A 20,841-nucleotide genomic window follows, 5' to 3' on the forward strand; every position below is an offset into this window, starting at 1 on the left:
ACCGCGGCCGGGCGCGTGCGACCGCCGCCGGACGCGCGGCTGCCGCGGCACGGCGACGGGGCGAGAATGGAGGGGCGACGGGAGGGACGATGAGGGCACTCGGCACGCGGAGGCGGGCACGATGCGGGGTCGCTCGCGGCTCCGTCGCGGCGCTGCTCGCGGTCGTCGTGGGGTCGGCGCTCGCCGCGTGCTCGGGGGCGCCGATGATCGCGCTGCTCGACGAGCCGCAGGAGGAACGCGACATCCTGCCCGTTCATCAGACGGCCGACCTCTCGCCGTTCTTCGCCGAGGGCGAGAGCATCCCGCAGGACTGGACCGTGGGCCTCGACATGACGAGCACGCGTTTTCTCGCCGAGGTCGAGGGCACCGAGTACTTCGTGGGCCTCAGCCGCTACGGGGGCACGGAGTCGATCTGCCTGATCGCCGCCTTCGACGCGGGCGTGGGCGAGCAGGACTGGTCATCGGCGTGCGGCGGGGTCCGAGGCGGGCCTCTCGGCCTGAGCGTGGCGGAGCAGAACGCGAGCCTCGTCTCCGACGCCTACGACGTGACCCCGCTGAAACGACTCGGCTGGGTCGAGCTGCACCCGAACCTCTGGCTGGACACCTCGAGGGGAGCGCCCGTGACGCCCGTCATCGAGCTCGAGACGGCACCCGCCGCACGGCCCGAGGCGGGCGGATGACGCGCCGCTCCGTTCGACGCCGGCTGACGGCCGCGGCAGCCCTCGCCCTGCTGCCCCTGCTCGCCGCGTGCGCGGGGCAGCCGATGATCGCCCTGCTCGGCGGAACCCAGTCCCCGAGCGACAGGATGCCGATCTACCTCGGTGTCGCGGAGGCGCCGAGCGGTCCCGACGCCTCCGGCAGGTACGGCCTCGACATCGACAGCACCCGCTTCCTGGCCGAGCACGAGGGGAACCTGCTCTACGTCGGGCTCTCCTACGATCCTCGCGACTCGGAGAGCATCTGCCTGCTCTCCGAGCCGGCGGACGAGATCGTTCGGCACACCCTGCACGAGGCCGAGTTCGGCACCACCGGGCGCATCGGGTTCACGATGGCCACGGTCGCGTGCGGAGGGGTTCGCGATGCTCCGCTGTGGGGCGTCTACGACGGGAACGAGTACATGCTCCTGCGCGACGGAGCGCCGACCGGCGGCGCTGTCGACGCCGGCTGGACTCGCCTGCACGCCAATCTGTGGGTTCGGCCGTATCTGACGCAGTAGCGGGCGGCGCAGGCCGCCGGCGCGGTGTGGCAGCGCTGCGCGGTGCTGCGCGACGAGCTCGGGGAATCCGGGATGCCCCGGCTCGCGGCATCCCGAGGAGAATGGCGTTGTGGGCAGGCGAACGGCACGACGGGCGGCGCGACGGGCGGCACGAGGGGCGATGACGCTCGGCGCCGGCGTCGCGCTCGCGGCGGTGCTGACCGGATGCTCGGGAGCACCCCTGATCGCCCTGCTTGAGCAGCCGCAGCACGCCATCGACCGTGTGCCGATCTTCTTCGACGCCGAGCCCGGGACCTTCCTCGACGACTACCACGAGCAGCTCTCGGGGCAGAGCTCGGGCGTCGACATCGACAGCACGCGGTTCCTCGCCGACTACGACGGGCTGCTGTACTACGTGGGGACCCAGCGCGATCCGAGCGGCGGCGAGTCGATCTGCGTGCTGACCGAGCCGTCGGAGAACGCCCTGCAGCTGAGCGGCGACGGGGTCGTCGACCCCGACGACGCCAAAGGGCGCTATGTCATCGTCTCCGGTACCCCGTCGAGCGGGTTCAGCGCGTGCGGGGCCGTGCGCTACAACCCGCTCATGGGCGGCGACGGCGAGAGCGAGTTCGCGCTCGTACGCGACGGCTACGACGTCGCGGGCCTCGAGGCACAGGGCTGGATGCCCGTGCACCCCAACCTGCTCGTGCGCGCGCGGCCGCGCTGATCGGGCCTGTCCCGTGGCGTCGGCGAGCGGCCGATCCGCGGATGGCATACTCGTCGTGTGAAGCACACCGAGGAGTTCATCCGCGCGCTCGTCGACGAGGCCCTGAACCGCACGCCCCCGGGTGGATTCCCCGAGCTGGAGAAGCGCCACGGCCTGCGGGCGGGCACGCTCTTCGACTGGGTGGAGCGCTACGGGCCGTCGCTGCCGCCCCGCCCGTTCTCCGCGCTCCACTTCTGGCTCGGCACCTCGACGCTCGACGAGGCCGCGTTCGGGGCCTACTTCGACCACGATCCGGCGTACTGGTCGCTGGAGGTCGAGGAGATCGAAAGCGCCCCCGCGGATGTGACCGGCTGCGGGTTCTCCGTCGACCTCGGCGAGCGGTTCCTGTACGACGACGACCTCCTGCAGGTGATGTGGCGCTCGGAACCCGTTCCGGTGCGCGAGCTCGTCGACGAGACGACGCTCTCCTCGGATGCCGCGGCACGGCTGATCGTGCGGGAGTGCGCGGCGCGCGGCATCCTCACGGCGAACGCGGGCTTCGTCTACGCCGACCCCGCGCAGGAGATCCGTGACCCGGGCAGGCTCTACAACGGACTGCAGTACATCGGGCTGTTCGAGAACAGCTGACGGGCCGGTAGCGTGGATCGATGATCACCTCCGCGTTCCTCGACTCCCTCGCCGACGAGGCCTGGCCCGGCCTCGACACCGTGCGGATCGACGGGTGGCTGCTGCGTGCCGCCGAGGGGGTGACCCGGCGATCGAACTCGGTGCTGCCGGCGGGGCCGGTGGGGGATGCCGAGGCCGCGATCGCGCGCGTCGAGGGCGAATATGCGCGGCGCGGCATCCGGCCGGCCTTTCAGCTGAGCGACGCCGCCGTGCCGCCCGGTCTCGCGGAGCTGCTCGCCGCTCGCGGTTACGAGCCGCAGGGAACGACGGCGACCCAGACGGCGGATGCCGCGGCCGTGCTCTCGGCGATCGGAGAGGCGGCGCCACCCACGGGCTTCGCGGTGCGGGTCGCGGGCGAGCCGGATGCCGCGTGGCTCGAGCTCTGGTGGAGCGTCGACGGCCGCGGCGGCGGCCACGAGCTCGACGTCGCCCGGCGCATCCTGCTGAGCTGCCCCGCGCTGTATGCGAGTGTGCTCGACGAGCGGGGTGCGACCGTGGCCGTCGCACGGCTCGCCCTCGTCGAGCGGGGCGGCGAGCGCGGCGGCAGCGACGGTGGTCGGGGCGGCGACGACGGCCGGGCCCGCGAGCGGTGGGGAGGGCTCTACGCCCTGGCCGTGGCGCCCGCGCACCGCCGCCGCGGCCTCGCGGGAGTCGTCATCGGGGCGCTCACGACCGAGGCGCGGGCGGCCGGAGTGGAGCGTCTGTGGCTGCAGGTCGCCGTCGACAACGCGCCCGCTCTCGCCCTCTACGGGCGCCTCGGCTTCGCGACCGTCTCCGGCTACCGCTACTGGTGCGCGCCCGACGGCCTCGATCGCTGAGCTCGAACGGCACGGGGTCGTCGCGACATCCGGCGGGGGTAGCATTCGGAGCATGTTTGCAACGATCATCCATGCCGAGCGCGACATCCGTTTCGAAGAGGTTCCCGATCCGGTGCTGTCGACCGGCGACGACGCGATCGTGCGCGTCGTCGCGGCGTGCGTGTGCGGTTCCGACCTCTGGCCGTACCGGGGTGTCACGCCCACCGTGCGCCCGCACCGCATCGGGCACGAGTTCGTCGGGATCGTCGAGCAGATCGGCCCCGAGGTCACGGCGGTCGGGGTCGGCGACTTCGTGATCGCCCCCTTCTACGTGTGCGACAACACCTGCGTCAACTGCCGCAACGGCGTGAGCACCTCCTGTCTGCACGGCGGATGGTGGGGCTCGGATGACGCGGACGGCGCCTTCGCCGACGGCGCCCAGGGTCAGCTCGTTCGGGTTCCGCGCGCGAACGGCACCCTCGTCGCCACCCCGGAGCAGCCGGCCGAGCACCTCATCCCCAGCCTGCTCACGCTCGCCGACGTCATGGGCACGGGCCACCACGCCGCCGTCTCGGCGGGCGTCGGGCCGGGCAGCTCCGTGGTCGTGGTGGGCGACGGCGCGGTCGGCTTGTGCGCAGTGCTCGCCGCCAAGAGGCTCGGCGCGACCACGGTCGTGGCGATGTCGCGGCATCCGGAGCGCCAGGCGCTGGCGCGCGAGTTCGGCGCCACCCACATCATCGAGGAGCGCGGTGACGAGGGGATCGCGCGTGTGCTCGAGCTCTTCGACGGCGTCGGCGCGGACTGCGTGCTCGAATGCGTGGGCACCAAGGAGTCGATGGCGCAGGCGCTCGGATCGACGCGTCCCGGTGGCACGGTCGGTTACGTCGGGGTTCCCAACGGCGGCCCCGAGCTGCCCGTGCGCACCCTCTTCGACGACAACATCGGCGTGAACGGCGGGGTCGCCCCCGTGCGCGGATACATCGAGGAGCTGCTGCCCGAGGTGCTCTCGGGAGCCATCGAGCCCGGCCGCGTCTTCGACCTCGAACTGCCGCTCGACCGGGTCGCCGAGGCCTACGCGGCCATGGACGAGCGCCGCGCCATCAAGGTGTTGCTGCGCGCCTGAGGCTCGCGCTGCTCCCGCCGGGCGCGGGTTTGTCGCCGGGCGCGGGTTTGTTGTCGAGCGCGCCTCGCCGAGGCACAGCGCTCGGCAACAGACCCGCGGTGGGCGGAGACAGACGCGCGAGGTGGGCGCTGCGCGACTCGCGTCGAGGGATATGTGGAGTGCGGCTCAGGCAGCGAGCTCGGCGACGACGGCCGTGACGAAGGCGTCGACATCCGCTTCGCGTGTGTCGAAGGCGCACATCCAGCGCACCTCGCCGGTCGCCGGGTTCCAGTCGTAGAAGCGGAACGACTGGCGCAGCCGGTCGGCGACACCCGCCGGCAGCACGGCGAACACGGCGTTCGCCTGCGTCGGCTGGCTGAAGCTCAGACGGCCGTCGGCGATCCGCCCGTCTGCGAGGGCGGACTCGAGCTCCGAGCGGAGGCGAGCGGCCATCGCGTTCGCGTGGCTCGCCGAGCGCAGCCAGAGGTCGTCGCTCAACAGCGCGATCAGCTGGGCGCTCACGAAGCGCATCTTCGAGGCGAGCTGCATGTTGAGCTTGCGCAGATAGCTGAGGCCCTCGGAGGCGTCCGGGTTGAGCACGACGACCGCCTCGGCGCCGAGCGCGCCGTTCTTGGTTCCGCCGTAGCTCAGCACATCGACGCCGGCGTCGCTCGTGAAGGCCCGCAGCGGCAGGCCCAGGGATGCCGCGGCGTTCGAGATGCGCGAACCGTCCATGTGCAGCGTCATCCCGCGGTCGTGCACGTGCTCGGCGATCGCGCGCACCTCGGCCGGGGTGTAGGCCGTGCCGAGCTCGGTCGTCTGAGTGATGCTCACGGCGAGCGGCTGGGCACGATGCTCGTCGCCCCAGCCCCAGGCCTGCTGGTCGATGAGCTCGGGGGTGAGCTTGCCGTCGGGCGTGTCGACGGTGAGGAGCTTGAGGCCCGCGACGCGCTCGGGGGCGGCGTTCTCGTCGGTGTGGATGTGCGCGGTCGAGGAGCACACGACGGCTCCCCAGCGCGGCAGCATCGACTGCAGGCTCAGGACGTTGGCGCCCGTGCCGTTGAACACGGGGAACGCCTCGACGCCCTCGCCGAAGTGCGAGGCCATGACCTCCTGCAGGCGCGAGGTGTAGACGTCTTCGCCGTAGGCGATCTGGTGGCCGCCGTTGGCGGCGGCCACCGCCTCGAGGATCTGCGGGTGCACCCCCGCGTAGTTGTCGGAGGCGAAGCCGCGGTACTCGGTGTCGTGCAGTCGTTCGGTCACGCCTCTATCTTCGCTCACGCCGGGTTCTTCGCGCCTGTCCCGTTCCCCGAGCTTGTCGAAGGGGATCGTTCGACAGCCCCTTTCTACAAACAGGGAACGAGATCGCCCGAGGGCAGACGGCATCCGCCTGCTCAGCCGCGCAGCGCCTCCCCGAGCTTCACCCGGCTGCCGGTCTTCAGGAGCGAGTTCGAGTAGATGCGGCTGCCGACCGCGATGACGAGAAGCGTCGAGACGATGAGGATCAGGAGCGAGAGCAGCGGCTCCCACCACTCGGCGGACCCGAGGAAGACCCGCATCGGCATCCCCACGGGCGCGGAGAACGGGATGTACGACATGATCGCCAGCACGGCCTCGTTGTTGTTGAAGATGATGACCGCGAAATACGGCAGCATCACGAGGAGGGTCACGGGCGAGGTGATGTTTCCGACGTCCTCCTGCCGGGAGACCATCGACGCCGTCGCCGCGTAGAGCGCAGCGAGCAGCACGAAGCCGAAGGCGAAGAAGACCACGAACCAGACGATCGACGGCCCGATGCTGCCGACGAGCACGGCCTGCCCGCTCGCCATGAGCCCGACGATGGCGACGACCGCGATGATCGCTATCTGCCCGAAGGCGAGGATGCTGTTGCCGGCCACCTTGCCCGCGAGCAGCGCCCGCACGGGGATCGTCGACATGAGGATCTCGACGATGCGGGTCTGCTTCTCTTCGACGACGCTCTGGGCGATCAACGAGCCGAAGGTGATCGCCGACATGAAGAACACCAGGCCGAAGGCGAGGGCCACGAGATAGATCAGGCCGCTGTTCTGCGTGTTCGCGTCGAGCAGCGAGACGGGCGGCGAGACGCTCAGCTGCGCCAGGATGCCGCTCGGCACCTCCTCGTTCGCGATCACGGCGAAGCCGAGCGCGCTGTCGCCGGAGGCCGCGGAGCCGGGAGCGGGAGTGCCCGGAATCGTTTCGTTCGACGGCACCACCGCGGCATCCACCTCGCCGTCGCGCACGAGCGCCGCGGCGTCGTCGACCGTGCCGGCGGGCACGGCTTCGAGGCCGGGCACCGCGTCGACGATCCGGCTCGCCGACCCGACGACGGCCACCTTGGGCTCCTGCGCCGAGTTGCTGAGCACCCCGGCGATGACCGTGGAGGCGACGACGAGCAGCACGAGGATGCCCGTCGAGATGAGGAAGGCCTTGCTGCGCAGGCGCACGGTCACCTCGCGCTGGGCGACGAGCCATGCGCTCTCGGTGAGCGAGGGACGGCGGTACTCGGTGCGCGGTGCGGTTGTCATGCGACGACCTCCTTGAAGATCTGGGCGAGGGAGATGTGCTGGCGGCCGAAGCTCACGACGTCGCCGCGGCCGACCGCCTGCTGCAGCACGGCCTGGGCCGACAGCTCGTCGGCTTCGAAGACGGCGTAGTCGCCGTCGAGGTCGATGACCGTGACCCCGGGCTGCTGGCGCACCCAGCCGGCATCCGCCGAGAGCAGGATCTCGAAGCGTCGCGGGCTGTGCTCGGCGCGCAGGGCCTCGCGTGAGCCGCTCGCCCGGATCTGGCCGCCGGAGATGATGACGAGGTCGTCGCACAGGCGTTCGACGATGTCGAGCTGGTGCGAGGAGAACAGCACGGGTGCGCCGCTCGCCGCGTGGTCTTTGAGCACGGTGAGCACGACCTCGACGGCCATCGGGTCGAGGCCCGAGAACGGCTCGTCGAGCACGAGCACCTCCGGCTCGTGCACGAGGGCCGCCGCGATCTGGGCGCGCTGCTGGTTGCCGAGGGAGAGGCTCTCGACCATGTCGTCGGCGCGCTCGCCGAGACCCAGGCGGTCGAGCAGACGATGCGTGTTCTCCTTCGCCGCGATCGTCGACATGCCGTGCAGGCGCGCGAGGTAGACGATCTGCTCGGCGACCCGCATCTTCGGGTAGAGCCCGCGCTCCTCCGGCATGTAGCCGAAACGGCGCCGGTCGTCGGGAACGATCGGGTGGTCGTCGAGCAGCACCCGGCCCTCATCGGCGGCGAGCACTCCGAGGATGATCCGCATGCTCGTGGTCTTGCCGGCCCCGTTGGCGCCGACGAAGCCGGTCATCCTGCCGGGCTTGACGGTGAACGACACTTCGTCGAGCACACGACGACCCCCGTACGACTTGCTGATTCCCTGAACGTCGAGCATGGACGACCCCTTTCCGTGGACGCTTCGACGCTACGCGGACGGGCGGGTCGCGGCATCCGTCTGACGGCGGTTTGACGACTCCGCCGCGAGGGGGAGGTGTGGTGGAGGAGCGGAGGCGGGCTCAGGCGCCGGGCCGGGCGATGCCGTTCTCGTAGGCGTACACGACGGCCTGGATGCGGTCGCGCAGCCCGAGCTTCATGAGCACCTTGGAGACGTGCGACTTCACGGTCGCCTCGCCCAGGAACAGGCGCCGGGCGATCTCGGCGTTGGACAGACCCTCGGCGATGAGCCCGAGGACCTCGCGCTCGCGGTCGGTGAGCTCGTCGAGGCCGGGCGGGGTGCCCGCGGTGCGGTCGAGGCCGTCGCCCGTGCTCTCGGCACCGGCCGCACCCGTGGCGCCGCCTGTGTCGCCACCGCTCCCGCCGACGGAGGCGAAGCGCTCGATGACGTGCCGCGTGACGTCGGGCGAGAGCAGCGCGTCGCCCCGCGCGACCACCTGCACGGCCTCGATGAGGTTCTCGGGCGAGGCGTTCTTCAGCAGGAAGCCGCTCGCGCCCGCGCGCAGGGCCGTGAAGAGGTAGTCCTCGCGGTTGAAGGTCGTCAGCACGAGAACAGCCGAGTGGATGCCGGCATCCGCGACGATCGCGCGGGTGGCCTCGAGCCCGTCGAGCTCGGGCATCTGCACGTCCATGCACACGACGTCGGGGTCGAGCTCGCGCGCCAGCCGCACGGCCTCCGCGCCGTTCGCCGCCTCGCCGACGACCTCGATGCCCTCTTCCGAGCCGAGGATGACCCGGAACCCCGCCCGCACGAGCTCCTGGTCGTCGGCGACCACCACCCGTATCACGCGCCCTCCCCCGCCTCTTCCTCTTCCCGCGAGTGGACGCGAATCGGGGGTGCAATCGCGTCATCACCCCCGATTCGCGTCCACTCGCGGGAAGACGGGAGGGGGAAGCGGGCTCGCACGAGGTAGCCGCCTCGGGTGCGGGCGCCGAGCTCGAGGGTGCCGCCGACGGCGGCGACGCGCTCGCGCATGCCGAGGTGGCCGAGGCCGCCGTGCGTCGAGACGCCCCGGGCCGCGGCGGCCTCCGAGGCGCCCGGCGGGTGCGAGGCTGCGGAGGCTCCCGCGGCCGGCCCGATGCCGGTGTCGCTCACCTCGAGCTCGAGCAGCTCGTCGAGGTAGCGCAGGCGCACCTCCGCCGTGGCGGTCGCGCCCGCGTGCTTGCGGGTGTTCGTGAGCGCCTCCTGTGCGATGCGGTAGACGCTCACGCCGATCGTCGGTGAGACGGGGCGCGCCTCGCCCACGATCGACAGGGTCGTGGGGAGTCCGGCGTCGGCGACCTCGGAGACGAGCTCCTCGAGCCGGGCCAGGCCGCGAGTGCTCGTGCTGCGGTTCACGGTATCGGGCAGAGGGGCGGATGCCGCGGCATCCTGCTCATCGGAGCGCAGCGCGTGCAGGATGAGACGCAGCTCGTCGACCGCCGTGCGCGCGTTCGACTCGATCGCGCCGAGCGCCTCGCGTGCCTGCTGGGGATCGCGTTCGAGCACCCGGCGTGCCGCCCCGGCCTGCACCCCCATGACGGAGACGTGATGGGCCACGACGTCGTGCAGCTCTCGGGCGATGCGCACCCGCTCCAGGGCGATCGCCTGGGCCGCCGAGCGCTCGCGCTCCGCCGCCAGCTCGTGGGTGCGGGCCTCGAGTCGAGCCCGCTCCCGGGCCGCCCGGTAGGCCAGGTCGCCGATGATGTAGGCCGCTCCGAAGTAGAGCAGATTGGTGATGATCTGGATGAGCCCGTACGCGAGATACGGCGACAGCGTGCCGCTGCGCGACAGATCGGGCAGCACGTGCGGCTGCCCGGCGACCACGATGAGCTGGCTGAAGAGCCAGACGAACATGACCACGACGACGAGGATGCGCAGCCACGCCGCGAGCGCGCGGCGGCGGCTCCACGCGCCCACCGTGTACAGCGCGAGGTACAGGCTGATGTTGGAGAAGAGCAGCTCGGAGACCTCGGCGATCCCGCCCACCATGAACGCGGCCGTCGCCACGAGGGCCACGATCTCGGGCCAGCGCCGGCGGAAGGCGAGCGGCACCGTCATCGCGACGAGCCAGATGGCGCTCCACCACCAGTCGGCGTCGGCGAAGATGCCGGCGGTGCGGTAGAGCACGAGGCTCGTGCCCGTCCCGATGACGAGGGCGAGGGCGATGAGTGCGTCACGACGGTAGCCGGCGGGGCTCGGTCGCGGGCGGCGCCAGTCGTCGGCGAAGGGGTCGGTTCCGGCATCCGCGTGGATGCCGCTCGCCGCCGCCCGTTCGGTCATCGCCTGTTGCGCCACCGTCCCACGCTAACCGCTGCCGCCGACCGGGTCATCCCCCTCGCGACGGAGCCCGCCCCCTCGCCGGTGTACTCAAAACGACGGAGATTTGCCGGAAATCGGGCACTTTGGGGCGGAAAACGGGCGTTTTGGCCGGAAGTTCCGTCGTTTTGAGAAAGGAGGAGGGATGAGAGAGGGGGCGGGAGTGGCGGGTGTCGGTGGTGGGGGCGAGGATGGAGGGGTGCCTGAACTTCCCGAAGTACACGCGCTCGTCGCCGACCTGGGCAGACGCCTGGGTGGGCGAACGGTCGACCGCTTCGACATCGTGTCGTTCGCCGCCCTGAAGACCTTCGACCCGCCGGTCTCGGCGCTCGCGGGCGAGACCATCGAATCGGTGTCGCGGCACGGCAAGTTCATCGACATCGGTGTAGGCGAGCTGCACCTCGTGATGCACCTCGCGCGGGCGGGCTGGATTCGCTGGCGGGAGGGGCCGCCTCCGCCGCCCACGGGACGCGCGGGCAAGACGCCGCTCGCCGCGCGTCTTGTGCTCGCGGGCGAGTCCGGCGGCGCGAGCGGCCCCCGCGGCGCGAGCGGGCGCGGCGGCACGGGCGAGACAGACGGCGCGGGCGCGGGCCTCGACATCACCGAGGCGGGCACCAAGAAGAGCCTCGCCATCTACGTGGTCCGCGATCCGGCCGAGGTGCCGGGCATCGCGCGGCTCGGCCCCGACCCGCTCGACCCGGGCTTCACGGCTCAGACTCTCGCCGGCATCCTGCAGGCCGCCGGGCGCTCCCAGATCAAGGGCGTGCTGCGCAACCAGGCGATCATCGCGGGAATCGGCAACGCCTACTCCGACGAGATCCTGCACGTCGCCATGATGTCGCCCTTCAAGCCCGCGTCGATGACACCGGAGGAGGCCGGGCGGCTGTTCGAGGCGATGCAGCTGACGCTGAGGGATGCGATCGCGCGATCGGAGGGCCTCGCGGCATCCGAGCTCAAGAAGGAGAAGAAGTCGGGGCTGCGGGTGCACGGCCGCACGGGCGAGCCGTGCCCGGTGTGCGGCGACACGATCCGCCAGGTGATCTACTCCGACTCGACGTTCCAGTACTGCCCGACCTGCCAGACCGGGGGCAAGCCGCTCGCCGACCGGGTGCTCTCGCGCCTGCTCAAGTGAGCCGCGTCGCGTCGACGCGGGGCTCGGACGGTGGGCTGAGGGAACGGGCGGGCTCGGGGAGCAGCTGAGGGCCCGGGCGGCGCCCGGTCAGGGCTGACCGGGAACGAGCAGCCCCGACTCGTAGACCGTGATGACGAGCTGGGCGCGGTCGTGCGCCCCGAGCTTCGACATCATGCGGTTGACGTGGGTCTTCGCGGTCGAGGGCGAGATGACGAGCGCCTGCGCGATCTCGGCGTTCGAGAGCCCGCGGCCCACGAGCAGCAGGATCTCGCGCTCGCGGTCGGTGAGCTGCGCGAGCTCGGGCGGAACCACGAGCGTCGCGGGCGAGGCCGGCGCGAGGTAGCGGTCGATGAGCGCCTTGGTCGCCCGCGGCGAGAGCAGCGCCTCACCCTCGTAGGCCGTGCGGATGGCGTGCATGAGCCCCGCGGGCTCGCTGCCCTTTCCGACGAAGCCGCTCGCGCCCGCGCGCAGGGCCTGGAGGACGTACTCGTCCTCCTCGAAGGTCGTGAGGATCACGATGCGCGTGCCGGCGAGGGCAGGGTCATCGCAGATCGCCTGCGTGGCCTGGATGCCGTCCATGACCGGCATCCGGATGTCCATGAGCACGACGTCCGGATGCAGCGCCCGCACGGCCTCGACGGCTTCGCGCCCGTTCGCGGCGGAGCCCGCTATCTCGAACCCCGGTTCGTGGGAGACGAGCTCGCCGACCGCCGTGCGGATGAGCGACTGGTCGTCGACGATGAGCACGGAGATCATCGCGGCCCCCGCTCGGCGCGGGAGTCGTCGGCGCGGGATCCGCTCGGTCGCGGCCCGGCTGCCGGCGTGGGGAGCCCCGCCGCGAGCGGCAGCACGGCCTCGAAGCGGAAGACCGGCCCGGGCCCCCGCACGGTCGCGAAGCTGCCGTGCACGCTCGCGACCCGCTCCCGCACGCCCAGCAGGCCGTGGCCGCTCGTGGGCGACGGGGCGTCTCCGACCGTGCGGGTCGTGTTCGTGACCGTGATGCCCAGGGCGTCGGCCGAGTACTCGAGGTCGAGAAGGGCCGAGGCGTCGGCGCCGTGCTTGTGCGCGTTGGTGAAGGCCTCCTGCACGATCCGGAGGGCGACCTCGTCGACCGCGGCGTCGAGCCGCACGGGTGCGCCCTCCTGCCGCAGCTGCACGGCCAGCCCGCTCGCCGCGAAGTCGGCGATGAGCTCGTCGAGCCGTTCGATGCCCGCGACCGAGGCCGTGCGCGCCCGGTCGTGCGGGCCGTCGCCGTCGCCGTTGCGCAGCACCGCGAGCAGCTCGCCGATCTCGGTGAGCACGGCGCGCGAGGCGGTGCGGATCGTGCCGAGCGCCCGTTCCGCGTCGACGGGGCGCTCGGTGAGCGCCTGCGACGCGACCCCGGCGTTGAGGTTGATGACGGTGATCTGGTGGCCGACCGCGTCGTGCAGGTCACGGGCGATCCGCAGCCGCTCTTCGGCGACCCGGCGCAGGGCCTCCGACTCGCGGGTCTCCTCCGCCTTGCGCGCCCGCTCGGTGATCGCCTCGATGTACGCGAGGCGCGAGCGGCTGGCGTCGCCCGCCGCGGACGCGAAGGCGATGAGCGCGGCCAGCAGCAGCGCGCCCGGGTCGAACACGTCGCTCTCGAACACGAGCCAGCTTCCGCTGAGCACCACGACGATCGTGCCGAGGGCCATCCAGCTCGTCGTCCTGCGATCGGTGAGCTTGGCGGCGTTGTAGACGGCGACGGCGACCGCGACGAGGTACGAGAAGGAGGGCCCGCTCACGACGATGCCCGCGATGAAGACCGCGACCGTGGCCCCCACGATCGTGCGCGGGAACCGCCTGCGCGTGAGCACGGCCGCCGCGGCGACGGCCACGAGGATCCAGGCGACGACCGGCAGGTCGATCGGGCCCTGCACCGCGGTGGCCTCGGGGCGGTTGGGCACGTGCTCGGGCGCGAAGGCCGCGCCGAGTACGAGCAGCAGCGCGACGGCGTCGCCCAGCCAGCGGGGCAGCTGGCGCGGCGGCCGGAGCTCGGTCGCGCTCGCCGGTGTCGCGCGCATGCGCACCTCCTCCGCTCGAACGGTCCGGCGGTCCGGCGCTCGTGCTGCTTCGCCTGTGCCACCGGCCCGCTGCGGCCGCTCCGCGACCGTTCGGCCCATCATCGCAGGCGCCCGCCGCCCGCGCATTCACCGCGCGTGGTCTTCGGGACTACCGCGATCGCGGTACGCGGAGCCCGCGCAGGCCGGCACGGGCGGGCAGAGCACCGCGTTCGGAGTACACGAGGTGACGACGTGGGGCGGATGCCGCGGCATCCGCTCTCGGGAACGATGGAATCACGGCCGGGCTCGACACAGCCCGGCCGGCCATCTCGGGGCCCGGCGCGATCCGAGCCCGGCACCGACCCGAACACCCGGCACCACCACGCAGCACGATGAATGGAGAACCCATGTCCGTTCCGGTCCTCGCGGCCCGCGACGTCCAGAAGAGCTACGGTCGCGGCCCCACGCGATTCGACGCCCTCAAGGGGGTGTCGCTGCACATCGACGAGGGCGAGTCCGTCGCGATCGTCGGCAAGAGCGGCTCGGGCAAGTCCACGCTCATGCATCTGCTCGCCCTGCTCGACAAGCCGTCGTCGGGCGCGGTCGAGCTGAGCGGCCGCGACGCGGGAACCCTCCGCGGCGCCACCCTCAACCTCACGCGCAACCGCACCTTCGGCTTCGTCTTCCAGCAGTTCTTCCTCACCCCCAACACCTCGGTGCTCGACAACGTGACGCTGCCGCTGCGCATCGCGGGCGTCAGCCGGGCGGAGCGCAAGCGGCGAGGGATGGCTGCCCTCGAGCAGCTCGAGCTCGCCGACAAGGCCAAGAACCGTGCGAACGACCTCTCGGGCGGCCAGAAGCAGCGGGTCGTCATCGCGCGGGCCCTCGTCAACAACCCGACCGTCATCTTCGCCGACGAGCCGACCGGCAACCTCGACACGACGACGGGCGCGATCGTCGAGGACATCCTCTTCCAGCTGAACCGGGAGAAGGGCATCACCCTCATCATCGTCACCCACGACGAAGACCTCGCGGCGCGCTGCGACCGCCGGGTGTACATCCGCGACGGGCTCGTCGTCGAGAGGCAGGAGCTGCACGCATGAAGACCTCCGACCTGGTCGCCGCCGCGATCGGCAACACCTTCCGCAGCAAGACGCGCACGACCCTCACCGTCATCGCGATCTTCATCGGCGCCTTCACGCTCGCCATCACGAGCGGGCTCGGAACCGGCATCAACCGCTACATCACCGAGACGGTCGCCTCCATCGGGGCCGGAGACGTCATGTCGGTCACGAAGACGCAGGAGAACACGGGCACCGGGCCGGTTCCCTACGACCCGCAGGAGTCGACGGTCGCGGGCGGCCCGCTCACCGGGCAGGCCCCGGGCTCGACGCTCGACGCGATCAGCGCCGCCGACCTCGACACCCTGCGCGGGGTCGACGGCGTGACCTCCGTCGAGCCGACGCTGCGGGTGCAGCCGGACTACGTCGAGGCCGTGGGCGGCACCCCCTACCGGCTCACGCTCGGCGGCTTCACCACCGGTACGACACTGCAGCTGGCGGCGGGCGAGCAGCCCGTCTGGAACAGCGCCGAGCTCGAGCTCGCCCTGCCGACGAGCTACGTCGACGCGCTCGGCTTCGCGACCGCCGAGGACGCGGTCGGCCAGACCGTCACGATCGGGGTCACGGATGCCCAGGGCGTCGCCGGCACGGTCGACGCGACCCTCGTCGGCATCTCGGACGCGGGGCTCGGCGGCGGGGGCGCGGGCAGCGCGAACGATGCGCTCACGACGAGGCTCTACGACATCCAGAGCACCGGTCTCACGGATGCCGCGAAAGACAGCTACGCCCAGGCGACCGTGCGCTTCGACGAGTCGACGCCCGAGGGTGTCACGGCGCTCAAGGATCGGCTGGCCGCGCTCGGCTACGACGCGACGACCGTGGAGGACCAGATCGGCGTCTTCAAGACGGTGATCGACGGGATCGTGCTCGTGCTCAACGCCTTCGCCGTCATCGCCCTGCTCGCCGCCGGCTTCGGCATCGTCAACACGCTGCTCATGAGCGTGCAGGAGCGCACGCGGGAGATCGGGCTCATGAAGGCCATGGGCATGGGCGGTGGCAAGGTCTTCGGGCTGTTCAGCCTCGAGGCCGTGTTCATCGGCTTCCTCGGCAGCGCGATCGGGGTGGGGCTGGGCATGCTCGCCGGCTGGGGGGTGAGCGGGGTGCTCTCGGGCACGCTCCTCGCCGACCTGCCGGGGCTCACGCTCATCGCCTTCGACCCGGTCTCGATCCTCACGATCATCCTCGTGGTGATGGGCATCGCGTTCCTGGCGGGCACGATCCCGGCGCTGCGCGCCGCGCGGCAGGACCCGATCGAGTCGCTGCGCTACGAGTAGGCGGCTCAGGGCACGCGAACGGCCCGCCGGCACGTGAAAAGCCACGTGCCTGCGGGCCTTTCGCGTGCCGGGAAGAGCAGGCGTCAGCGGCGGGCGCCCCGCGTCGCCACGATCCGTGCGACCGTGAAGACCACGAGCGCGAGGAGGGCGATGAGCGTCGACGTCAGCAGCGCGGCCTGGATGCCCTGCGAGGTGCTCGCGTCGTCGGCGTCCTGCCCCACGACCGAGGCGTAGACGACGGTCAGCACGGCGATGCCGATCGCCCCGCCGACCTGCTGCAGGGTCTGCAGGAGCCCGGATGCCGCGGAGGCGTCCTTCTCGGTCGCTCCGCCCAGCACGAGCAGGGTGAGCGGCAGGAAGGTCGCGCCCGCCGAGGCGCCGAGCAGCAGGAGCGGGCCGAAGAGCGCGACCCAGTAGTCGGAGTCGGCGCGCAGGAAGCTCATCCAGAACAGGGCCACGGGCATCGCGCCGAGGCCGAAGAAGGCCAGGGTCGGCGCCGAGACCGTGCGCAGGATGCGCGGGGCGAGCTGGCTCATCGTGAACATGCCGGCTACCCAGGGCAGGATGGCGACACCGGTCGTCATGGCGTCGAAGCCGAGCACGTCCTCGAGGAAGAGCGTCGTCGTGTAGAAGAACCCGAACATCCCGGCGGGCACGAGCAGCATGGCCGCGTAGGGCGCGACGCGGGCGGCGCTGCCGAGCAGGCGCAGCGGCAGCAGCGGATGCGTCGACCGCTTCTCGACGAGCACGAAGGCCACGAGCATCCCGAGCCCGAGCGCGAGCGAGATGAGCGTGAGGGGCGCGAGCCAGCCGGCGACCGCCACGTTGATGAGCCCGTTGACGAGGGCCGTGACGCCGAGCGTCACGAGCACGGCGCCCGGCACGTCGAAGCGGCCCGGCTGCACGTCCGACTCCTTCAGGCCGAAGGATGCCGCGAGCACCACGACGAGCGCGATCGGCACGTTGATGAACATGACCCAGTTCCAGCCGAGGGTGCTCGTGAGCAGCCCGCCGAGCACGAGGCCGATCGCGCCGCCCGTGCCCGCGGCGAGCGAGAAGAACGAGAGCGCACGGTTCTGGGCGGGGCCGGCCGGGAAGTTGCTGCGCAGCAGGGCGAGGGTGCTGGGCGCCGCGAGCGCGCCGCCGATCGCCTGCACGACGCGCGAGGCGATGAGCATCCAGGACTCGGTGGCGAAGCCGCCCGCGAAGGAGCCGATCGCGAAGACGATCACGCCGATGACGAGGGCGCGCTTGCGGCCCACGATGTCGCCGATCCGGCCGCCCAGCATGAGCAGGCCGCCGAAGACGAGGGCGTAGGAGTTCATCGCCCAGGTGAGCTCGGCGGGCGAGAAGCCGAGCTGCTCGCGGATGTGCGGGAGGGCGACCGTGACGATCGTGCCGTCGACCACGAGCATAAGCTGCCCGCCGACGATCCCGGTGAGGGCGAGGATGCGCATCCAGCGGGTGCCGGCCGCGGGTGCGCCGGCGGCGCCGGGTGCGCCGGCACCCGTGGGTGCACCGGTCGTTCCGTTCGGGTCGGTGCCCGGCGACGCCGCGCCGGGTGTGGTCTGCGAGGTGCTGACGCTCATGGTTCTCCTGGGTGATGAGTTGCGAACGGTGGCGATGTGACGCGGATCGGCGCGAGGCGGCAGCGGCTCGGAGTGGCCAAATCCGGTAACCGGAGATAAACTCCAGTTAGATGATTCACTATACGGAGACAATCTCCGTTTAAGCAAGCGCGATTTCGTGACCCCCTCGGACGAGTACGACGGTTTCGGCCGGTACCGGTGCGAGTGCAGGTGCCACGGCCTCGCGGAGGAGGAGTCAGGGTGTCGACGACGGCCGAGCGACCGCTGCGAGCGGATGCGCGCCGCAACCGCGAGCACATCGTGCACGTCGCGCGCGAGGTCTTCGCCGAGCGCGGCACCGACGCATCCCTCGACGACATCGCCAAGCGCGCGCGCGTCGGCGCGGGAACGCTCTACCGGCACTTCCCGACGCGCGAGTCGCTCATCGCCTCGACGCTCGAAGACGCCTCGGTCTCGCTGTGCTCCGATGCCGCCGGGTGCGTCGGCAAGTCGCCCGCCGAGGAGTTCCGGCTCTGGTTCGATCGGCTCGTCGAGCACCTCGGCTCGTACGTGGGGCTGCCCGACTGCGTCAACATCGCCCTCGGCGACCCCGACTCGGCGCTGCAGCCGAGATGCACCGACCTCGGCGACACGACCCGGCCCATCCTCGACCGCGCGATCGCCGACGGCTCCGTGCGCCCCGGAGTCACCGTGAAAGACGTGCTCGTCGCCGCGAGCGCCGTCGCCTGGGCCCGCGAGAGCGCCGCCCCCGACAGTGCGGATCGCCTCTCCCAGACCCTCCTGGCCGGCCTGACCCGCGAACCGGCCTGACCCGCGAACCGGCCTAGAACCCGGGTGCTACCCGCCCGTCACCCTGCGTCGATGACGGTTCGCGAGCCGTTGACGGCGGGGCGGGACCAGAGGGCGATCACGTGCTCGGCGAGCAGCGGCTCGAGGCCCGAGAGGCTCGTGACCGCGAAGATCACGGATGCCGCGTGCGCGTCGTCGCGCGCGAAGCCGTCGGCGATCGCCCGCATCCACGCCTCCGACGCGGCCTTGACCGCCGTGTAGCTCGCGCTGCCGGCCCGCGGGCGGTCGACGCTCGTCGACGACACCATGGCGATGCGGCCGGCCGGGGAGGTGGCGAGATCGTCGTAGAAGGCGCGGCTCGTGAGCCGCAGCGAGGTCAGCGATCGCTCGAGGAAGGCCCAGTCCTCGTCGCTCTGCGCGGTGATGCCCGCCCCGCCCCGCCAGCCGCCCACGAGGTGCACGAGCCCGTCGACGGGGCCGGTCGCGTGCACCCGCCCGGCGAGAGCGGCGACGGCCGCGGCATCCGTCAGATCGCACTGCTCGACCCGGATGCCGGGAACCCGCGCCTCGAGAACCTCGAGCCGCTCGGCGTTCGACCCGACGGCGATGACGATCGCGCCGCCCTCCCGCAGCGCGGCGGCCACCTGGCGCCCGGCCTCGCTCGTCGCCCCGGCGATGAGCACCGTGCGGCCGGCGACGCCGGTCTCGCCTCCGTCGCCCGCCCCGCCGCCCGCAGCGCCACTGCCCGCGATTCCGTCGCCCGCCGTGCCGCCGTCGCTCATGTCGTCATCCCCAATGCAGGAGTTCTTCCGGTCATCCGCCAAATCTAGGCCGAATCGGTCGGAATCGGGGTGGATCTCCTGCATTGGGGAGGAAGGGAGGGAAGAGAAGGGGGAGGGGTGCGGGTGGGAGGCCGGCGAGCGGGGCGGGCGACGGGCGGGGCGGGCAACAGTCGGCGGGGCGGGCGACGGTCGGGCGCGGGCGACGGGCTCAGTCGCGGCCCGTGATGCCCGCCGTCGAGGCGATCGTGTCGCCCATCTTCTTGTCGAGCGCCTCGTAGAACATCGAGAGCGGGAACTCGTCGTCGAGCATCGCGTCGGTGAGCTCGCGCGGTGCGCCCTCGAGCGGCAGAGCCTGGGGCCCCTGCGCCCAGACGGATGCCGGATGCGGGGTCACCGTCGACGACACGAGCTCGTACGCCGCGAGCCAGTGCGCGATCTTCGGCCGGTCGATGGAGCGCCAGTACAGCTCGTTGATCTCGTCGCTCAGCGCGATGACCGTCTGCGGCACCGCGTCCCAGTCGATCGTGAGCCGGGTGTCGGTCCAGTGCAGCACGTGGTGCTGGTGCAGCCACGCGAAGAGCAGCTGTCCGCCGAGACCGTCGTAGTTGCGCACACGCGAGCCCGTGATCGCGAAACGGAAGATCCGGTCGAAGATCACGGCGTACTGCACGAGGCGTGCGTGCCGGCGCAGCTCGAGCTGCTCGGGGGTGAGCGGGTCGGCTGCGGCGGGCGCGCTCAGGGCCCGCTCGATGCGCACGGACTCGCGGAAGGCGGTGAGGTCGCAGCGCAGCTCTTCGAGCGAATACAGGAAGTACGGCATCCGCTGCTTGATCATAAAGGGGTCGAAGGGCAGGTCGCCGCGCATGTGGCTGCGGTCGTGGATGAGATCCCACATCACGAAGGTCTCCTCGGCCAGGCGCTGGTCGTCGAGCAGCTCGAGGGCCTCCTCCGGCAGCTCCAGCTTGGTGACGGATGCCGCCTCCCGCACCACCCGGCGAAAGCGGGCCGCCTCGCGGTCGGCGAAGATCGCGCCCCACGTGAAGCTCGGCACGGTGCGCATCGCGACCGTCTCGGGGAACAGCACGGCCGAGTTGGTGTCGTAGCCCTCGGTGAAGTCGAGGAACCGGATCGGCACGAAGAGCGCGTTCGAGTAGTCGCCGGCCTCGAGCTCGGCCACGAAGTCGGGCCAGACGACCTCGACGAGCACGGCCTCGACGAGCTTGCCGGGGCTGCCGTTCTGGGTGTTCATGGGGAAGACCACGAGGTGCCGCAGCCCGTCGACGCGGTTCCGCTGCGGCTGGAACTCGTTCAGCGAGTCGAGGAAGTCGGGCACGCCGAAGCCGCCGTGCGCCCAGCGCCCGAAGTCGCGGATGACGGCGGCGAGGTAGGCGGAATCCGTCGGGAAGGCGGGGGCGAGGGCGGCGATCGACTCGGTGATCGTGTCGACGAGGGCCTGCGCGTGGGGGTGCTGCGCGGCATCCGGGATCGAGCCGTCTTTCTGCTGCAGAGGGTGGATGCCGTTCGCCGCGGCTTTGAGGCTCTGCCAGTGCGGTGACGCGATCAGCTGCTCGGCGCCGGGCTGGGCGGCGTCTTCGACGACCTCGGGTTCTCCGGTGATCGCGTCGAGAACGGTCTGCGCGTCGAGTGCCGGGGCATCGACGGTGCGGGCGTCGTTCGTGGTGGACATGGAACCTCCCTCGCTCGTGAGTGCTGCTTTCCTAACGGATTCTTAACGCTAACGCGGGGCATCGCGGTCACGAGTTGCCATTGGCGCTCGGAACCCGCGCGCACAGCGGTTTGGGCGCAGTTCTCTTGCGTGGGGCCCAGGCACATCTCGAATGCAGGACTTTTTCCGGTCAGA

The 20,841-nt window shown here is 71.6% G+C and carries 20 protein-coding genes; 10 read left to right on the forward strand and 10 right to left on the reverse strand.

The features are described 5' to 3' along the window. Positions 1-89 precede the first annotated feature (89 nt). From CLV54_RS02160 to CLV54_RS02185, 6 genes are all read left to right on the forward strand, one after another. The gene (locus tag CLV54_RS02160) at positions 90-680 is read left to right on the forward strand and encodes a hypothetical protein (protein ID WP_100343305.1); all 591 of its coding nucleotides are present in this window, start codon (positions 90-92) and stop codon (positions 678-680) included. Continuing rightward, on the forward strand, positions 677-1,216 hold the full coding sequence (locus CLV54_RS02165; protein WP_100343306.1) for a hypothetical protein: 540 nt from the start codon (positions 677-679) through the stop codon (positions 1,214-1,216). Before CLV54_RS02160 ends, CLV54_RS02165 begins: the two co-directional genes overlap by 4 nt. A gap of 160 nt (positions 1,217-1,376) precedes the next feature. After that, a complete protein-coding gene (locus CLV54_RS02170) occupies positions 1,377-1,922 on the forward strand; it encodes a hypothetical protein (RefSeq protein ID WP_100343307.1) in 546 nt (181 codons plus the stop codon). Between the two features lie 57 nt (positions 1,923-1,979). Continuing rightward, on the forward strand, positions 1,980-2,549 hold the full coding sequence (locus CLV54_RS02175; protein ID WP_211294409.1) for an immunity 22 family protein: 570 nt from the start codon (positions 1,980-1,982) through the stop codon (positions 2,547-2,549). Positions 2,550-2,569: 20 nt separating this feature from the next. After that, the gene (locus CLV54_RS02180; RefSeq protein ID WP_100343309.1) at positions 2,570-3,406 is read left to right on the forward strand and encodes a GNAT family N-acetyltransferase; all 837 of its coding nucleotides are present in this window, start codon (positions 2,570-2,572) and stop codon (positions 3,404-3,406) included. Positions 3,407-3,458: 52 nt separating this feature from the next. Further along, positions 3,459-4,508 (forward strand): zinc-dependent alcohol dehydrogenase family protein, encoded by a 1,050-nt coding sequence (locus CLV54_RS02185; protein ID WP_100343310.1) that lies wholly within the window; start codon positions 3,459-3,461, stop codon positions 4,506-4,508. Between the two features lie 165 nt (positions 4,509-4,673). Here the strand turns inward: CLV54_RS02185 and CLV54_RS02190 are convergent, their stop codons facing one another. The 5 genes from CLV54_RS02190 to CLV54_RS02210 form a co-directional block, all read right to left on the reverse strand. After that, positions 4,674-5,750 (reverse strand): threonine aldolase family protein, encoded by a 1,077-nt coding sequence (locus tag CLV54_RS02190; protein WP_100343311.1) that lies wholly within the window; start codon positions 5,748-5,750, stop codon positions 4,674-4,676. Positions 5,751-5,881: 131 nt separating this feature from the next. Continuing rightward, positions 5,882-7,033: an ABC transporter permease gene (locus tag CLV54_RS02195; RefSeq protein ID WP_100343312.1), complete on the reverse strand. Its 1,152-nt coding sequence runs from the start codon at positions 7,031-7,033 to the stop codon at positions 5,882-5,884. Next, positions 7,030-7,911 carry an ABC transporter ATP-binding protein gene (locus tag CLV54_RS02200; RefSeq protein WP_100343313.1) on the reverse strand — a complete coding sequence of 294 codons (882 nt, stop codon included), beginning with the start codon at positions 7,909-7,911 and terminating at the stop codon, positions 7,030-7,032. The genes CLV54_RS02195 and CLV54_RS02200 overlap by 4 nt, the downstream gene beginning before the upstream one ends. A gap of 121 nt (positions 7,912-8,032) precedes the next feature. Then, positions 8,033-8,755 (reverse strand): response regulator, encoded by a 723-nt coding sequence (locus CLV54_RS02205; protein ID WP_245861311.1) that lies wholly within the window; start codon positions 8,753-8,755, stop codon positions 8,033-8,035. Next, complete coding sequence (locus tag CLV54_RS02210; RefSeq protein WP_245861231.1) at positions 8,755-10,248, reverse strand: sensor histidine kinase; 1,494 nt, start codon at positions 10,246-10,248, stop codon at positions 8,755-8,757. The genes CLV54_RS02205 and CLV54_RS02210 overlap by 1 nt, the downstream gene beginning before the upstream one ends. 220 nt (positions 10,249-10,468) lie before the next feature. On the opposite strand from CLV54_RS02210, the gene CLV54_RS02215 reads away from it, so the two are divergent. Next, entirely contained in the window at positions 10,469-11,401 is a 933-nt protein-coding gene (locus CLV54_RS02215) for an Fpg/Nei family DNA glycosylase (RefSeq protein WP_100343316.1), read from the forward strand. 87 nt (positions 11,402-11,488) lie between these two features. On the opposite strand, the gene CLV54_RS02220 is transcribed toward CLV54_RS02215, so the two are convergent. Beyond that, on the reverse strand, positions 11,489-12,157 hold the full coding sequence (locus tag CLV54_RS02220; protein WP_100343317.1) for a response regulator: 669 nt from the start codon (positions 12,155-12,157) through the stop codon (positions 11,489-11,491). Then, positions 12,154-13,446 carry a sensor histidine kinase gene (locus CLV54_RS02225; RefSeq protein WP_157802775.1) on the reverse strand — a complete coding sequence of 431 codons (1,293 nt, stop codon included), beginning with the start codon at positions 13,444-13,446 and terminating at the stop codon, positions 12,154-12,156. The genes CLV54_RS02220 and CLV54_RS02225 overlap by 4 nt, the downstream gene beginning before the upstream one ends. A 386-nt stretch (positions 13,447-13,832) precedes the next feature. Here CLV54_RS02225 and CLV54_RS02230 point away from each other — a divergent pair, with 386 nt between their 5' ends. Both CLV54_RS02230 and CLV54_RS02235 read left to right on the forward strand, forming a co-directional pair. Continuing rightward, positions 13,833-14,528: an ABC transporter ATP-binding protein gene (locus CLV54_RS02230; protein ID WP_100343319.1), complete on the forward strand. Its 696-nt coding sequence runs from the start codon at positions 13,833-13,835 to the stop codon at positions 14,526-14,528. Then, positions 14,525-15,820 carry an ABC transporter permease gene (locus CLV54_RS02235; RefSeq protein WP_100343320.1) on the forward strand — a complete coding sequence of 432 codons (1,296 nt, stop codon included), beginning with the start codon at positions 14,525-14,527 and terminating at the stop codon, positions 15,818-15,820. The genes CLV54_RS02230 and CLV54_RS02235 overlap by 4 nt, the downstream gene beginning before the upstream one ends. A gap of 83 nt (positions 15,821-15,903) precedes the next feature. Here the strand turns inward: CLV54_RS02235 and CLV54_RS02240 are convergent, their stop codons facing one another. Then, positions 15,904-17,409: an MFS transporter gene (locus CLV54_RS02240; RefSeq protein ID WP_100343321.1), complete on the reverse strand. Its 1,506-nt coding sequence runs from the start codon at positions 17,407-17,409 to the stop codon at positions 15,904-15,906. Between the two features lie 240 nt (positions 17,410-17,649). Between CLV54_RS02240 and CLV54_RS02245 the strand changes: the two genes are divergently transcribed. After that, entirely contained in the window at positions 17,650-18,219 is a 570-nt protein-coding gene (locus CLV54_RS02245) for a TetR/AcrR family transcriptional regulator (protein WP_157802776.1), read from the forward strand. A 38-nt stretch (positions 18,220-18,257) separates the two neighbouring features. Here CLV54_RS02245 and CLV54_RS02250 read toward each other — a convergent pair whose 3' ends face one another. Further along, a complete protein-coding gene (locus CLV54_RS02250; RefSeq protein ID WP_100343323.1) occupies positions 18,258-18,980 on the reverse strand; it encodes an SDR family NAD(P)-dependent oxidoreductase in 723 nt (240 codons plus the stop codon). A 208-nt stretch (positions 18,981-19,188) separates the two neighbouring features. After that, positions 19,189-20,667 (reverse strand): DUF6421 family protein, encoded by a 1,479-nt coding sequence (locus tag CLV54_RS02255; RefSeq protein ID WP_245861234.1) that lies wholly within the window; start codon positions 20,665-20,667, stop codon positions 19,189-19,191. Between the last annotated feature and the right edge of the window lie 174 nt (positions 20,668-20,841).

This window comes from Compostimonas suwonensis, from assembly GCF_002797855.1.
Lineage (GTDB): Bacteria > Actinomycetota > Actinomycetes > Actinomycetales > Microbacteriaceae > Compostimonas > Compostimonas suwonensis.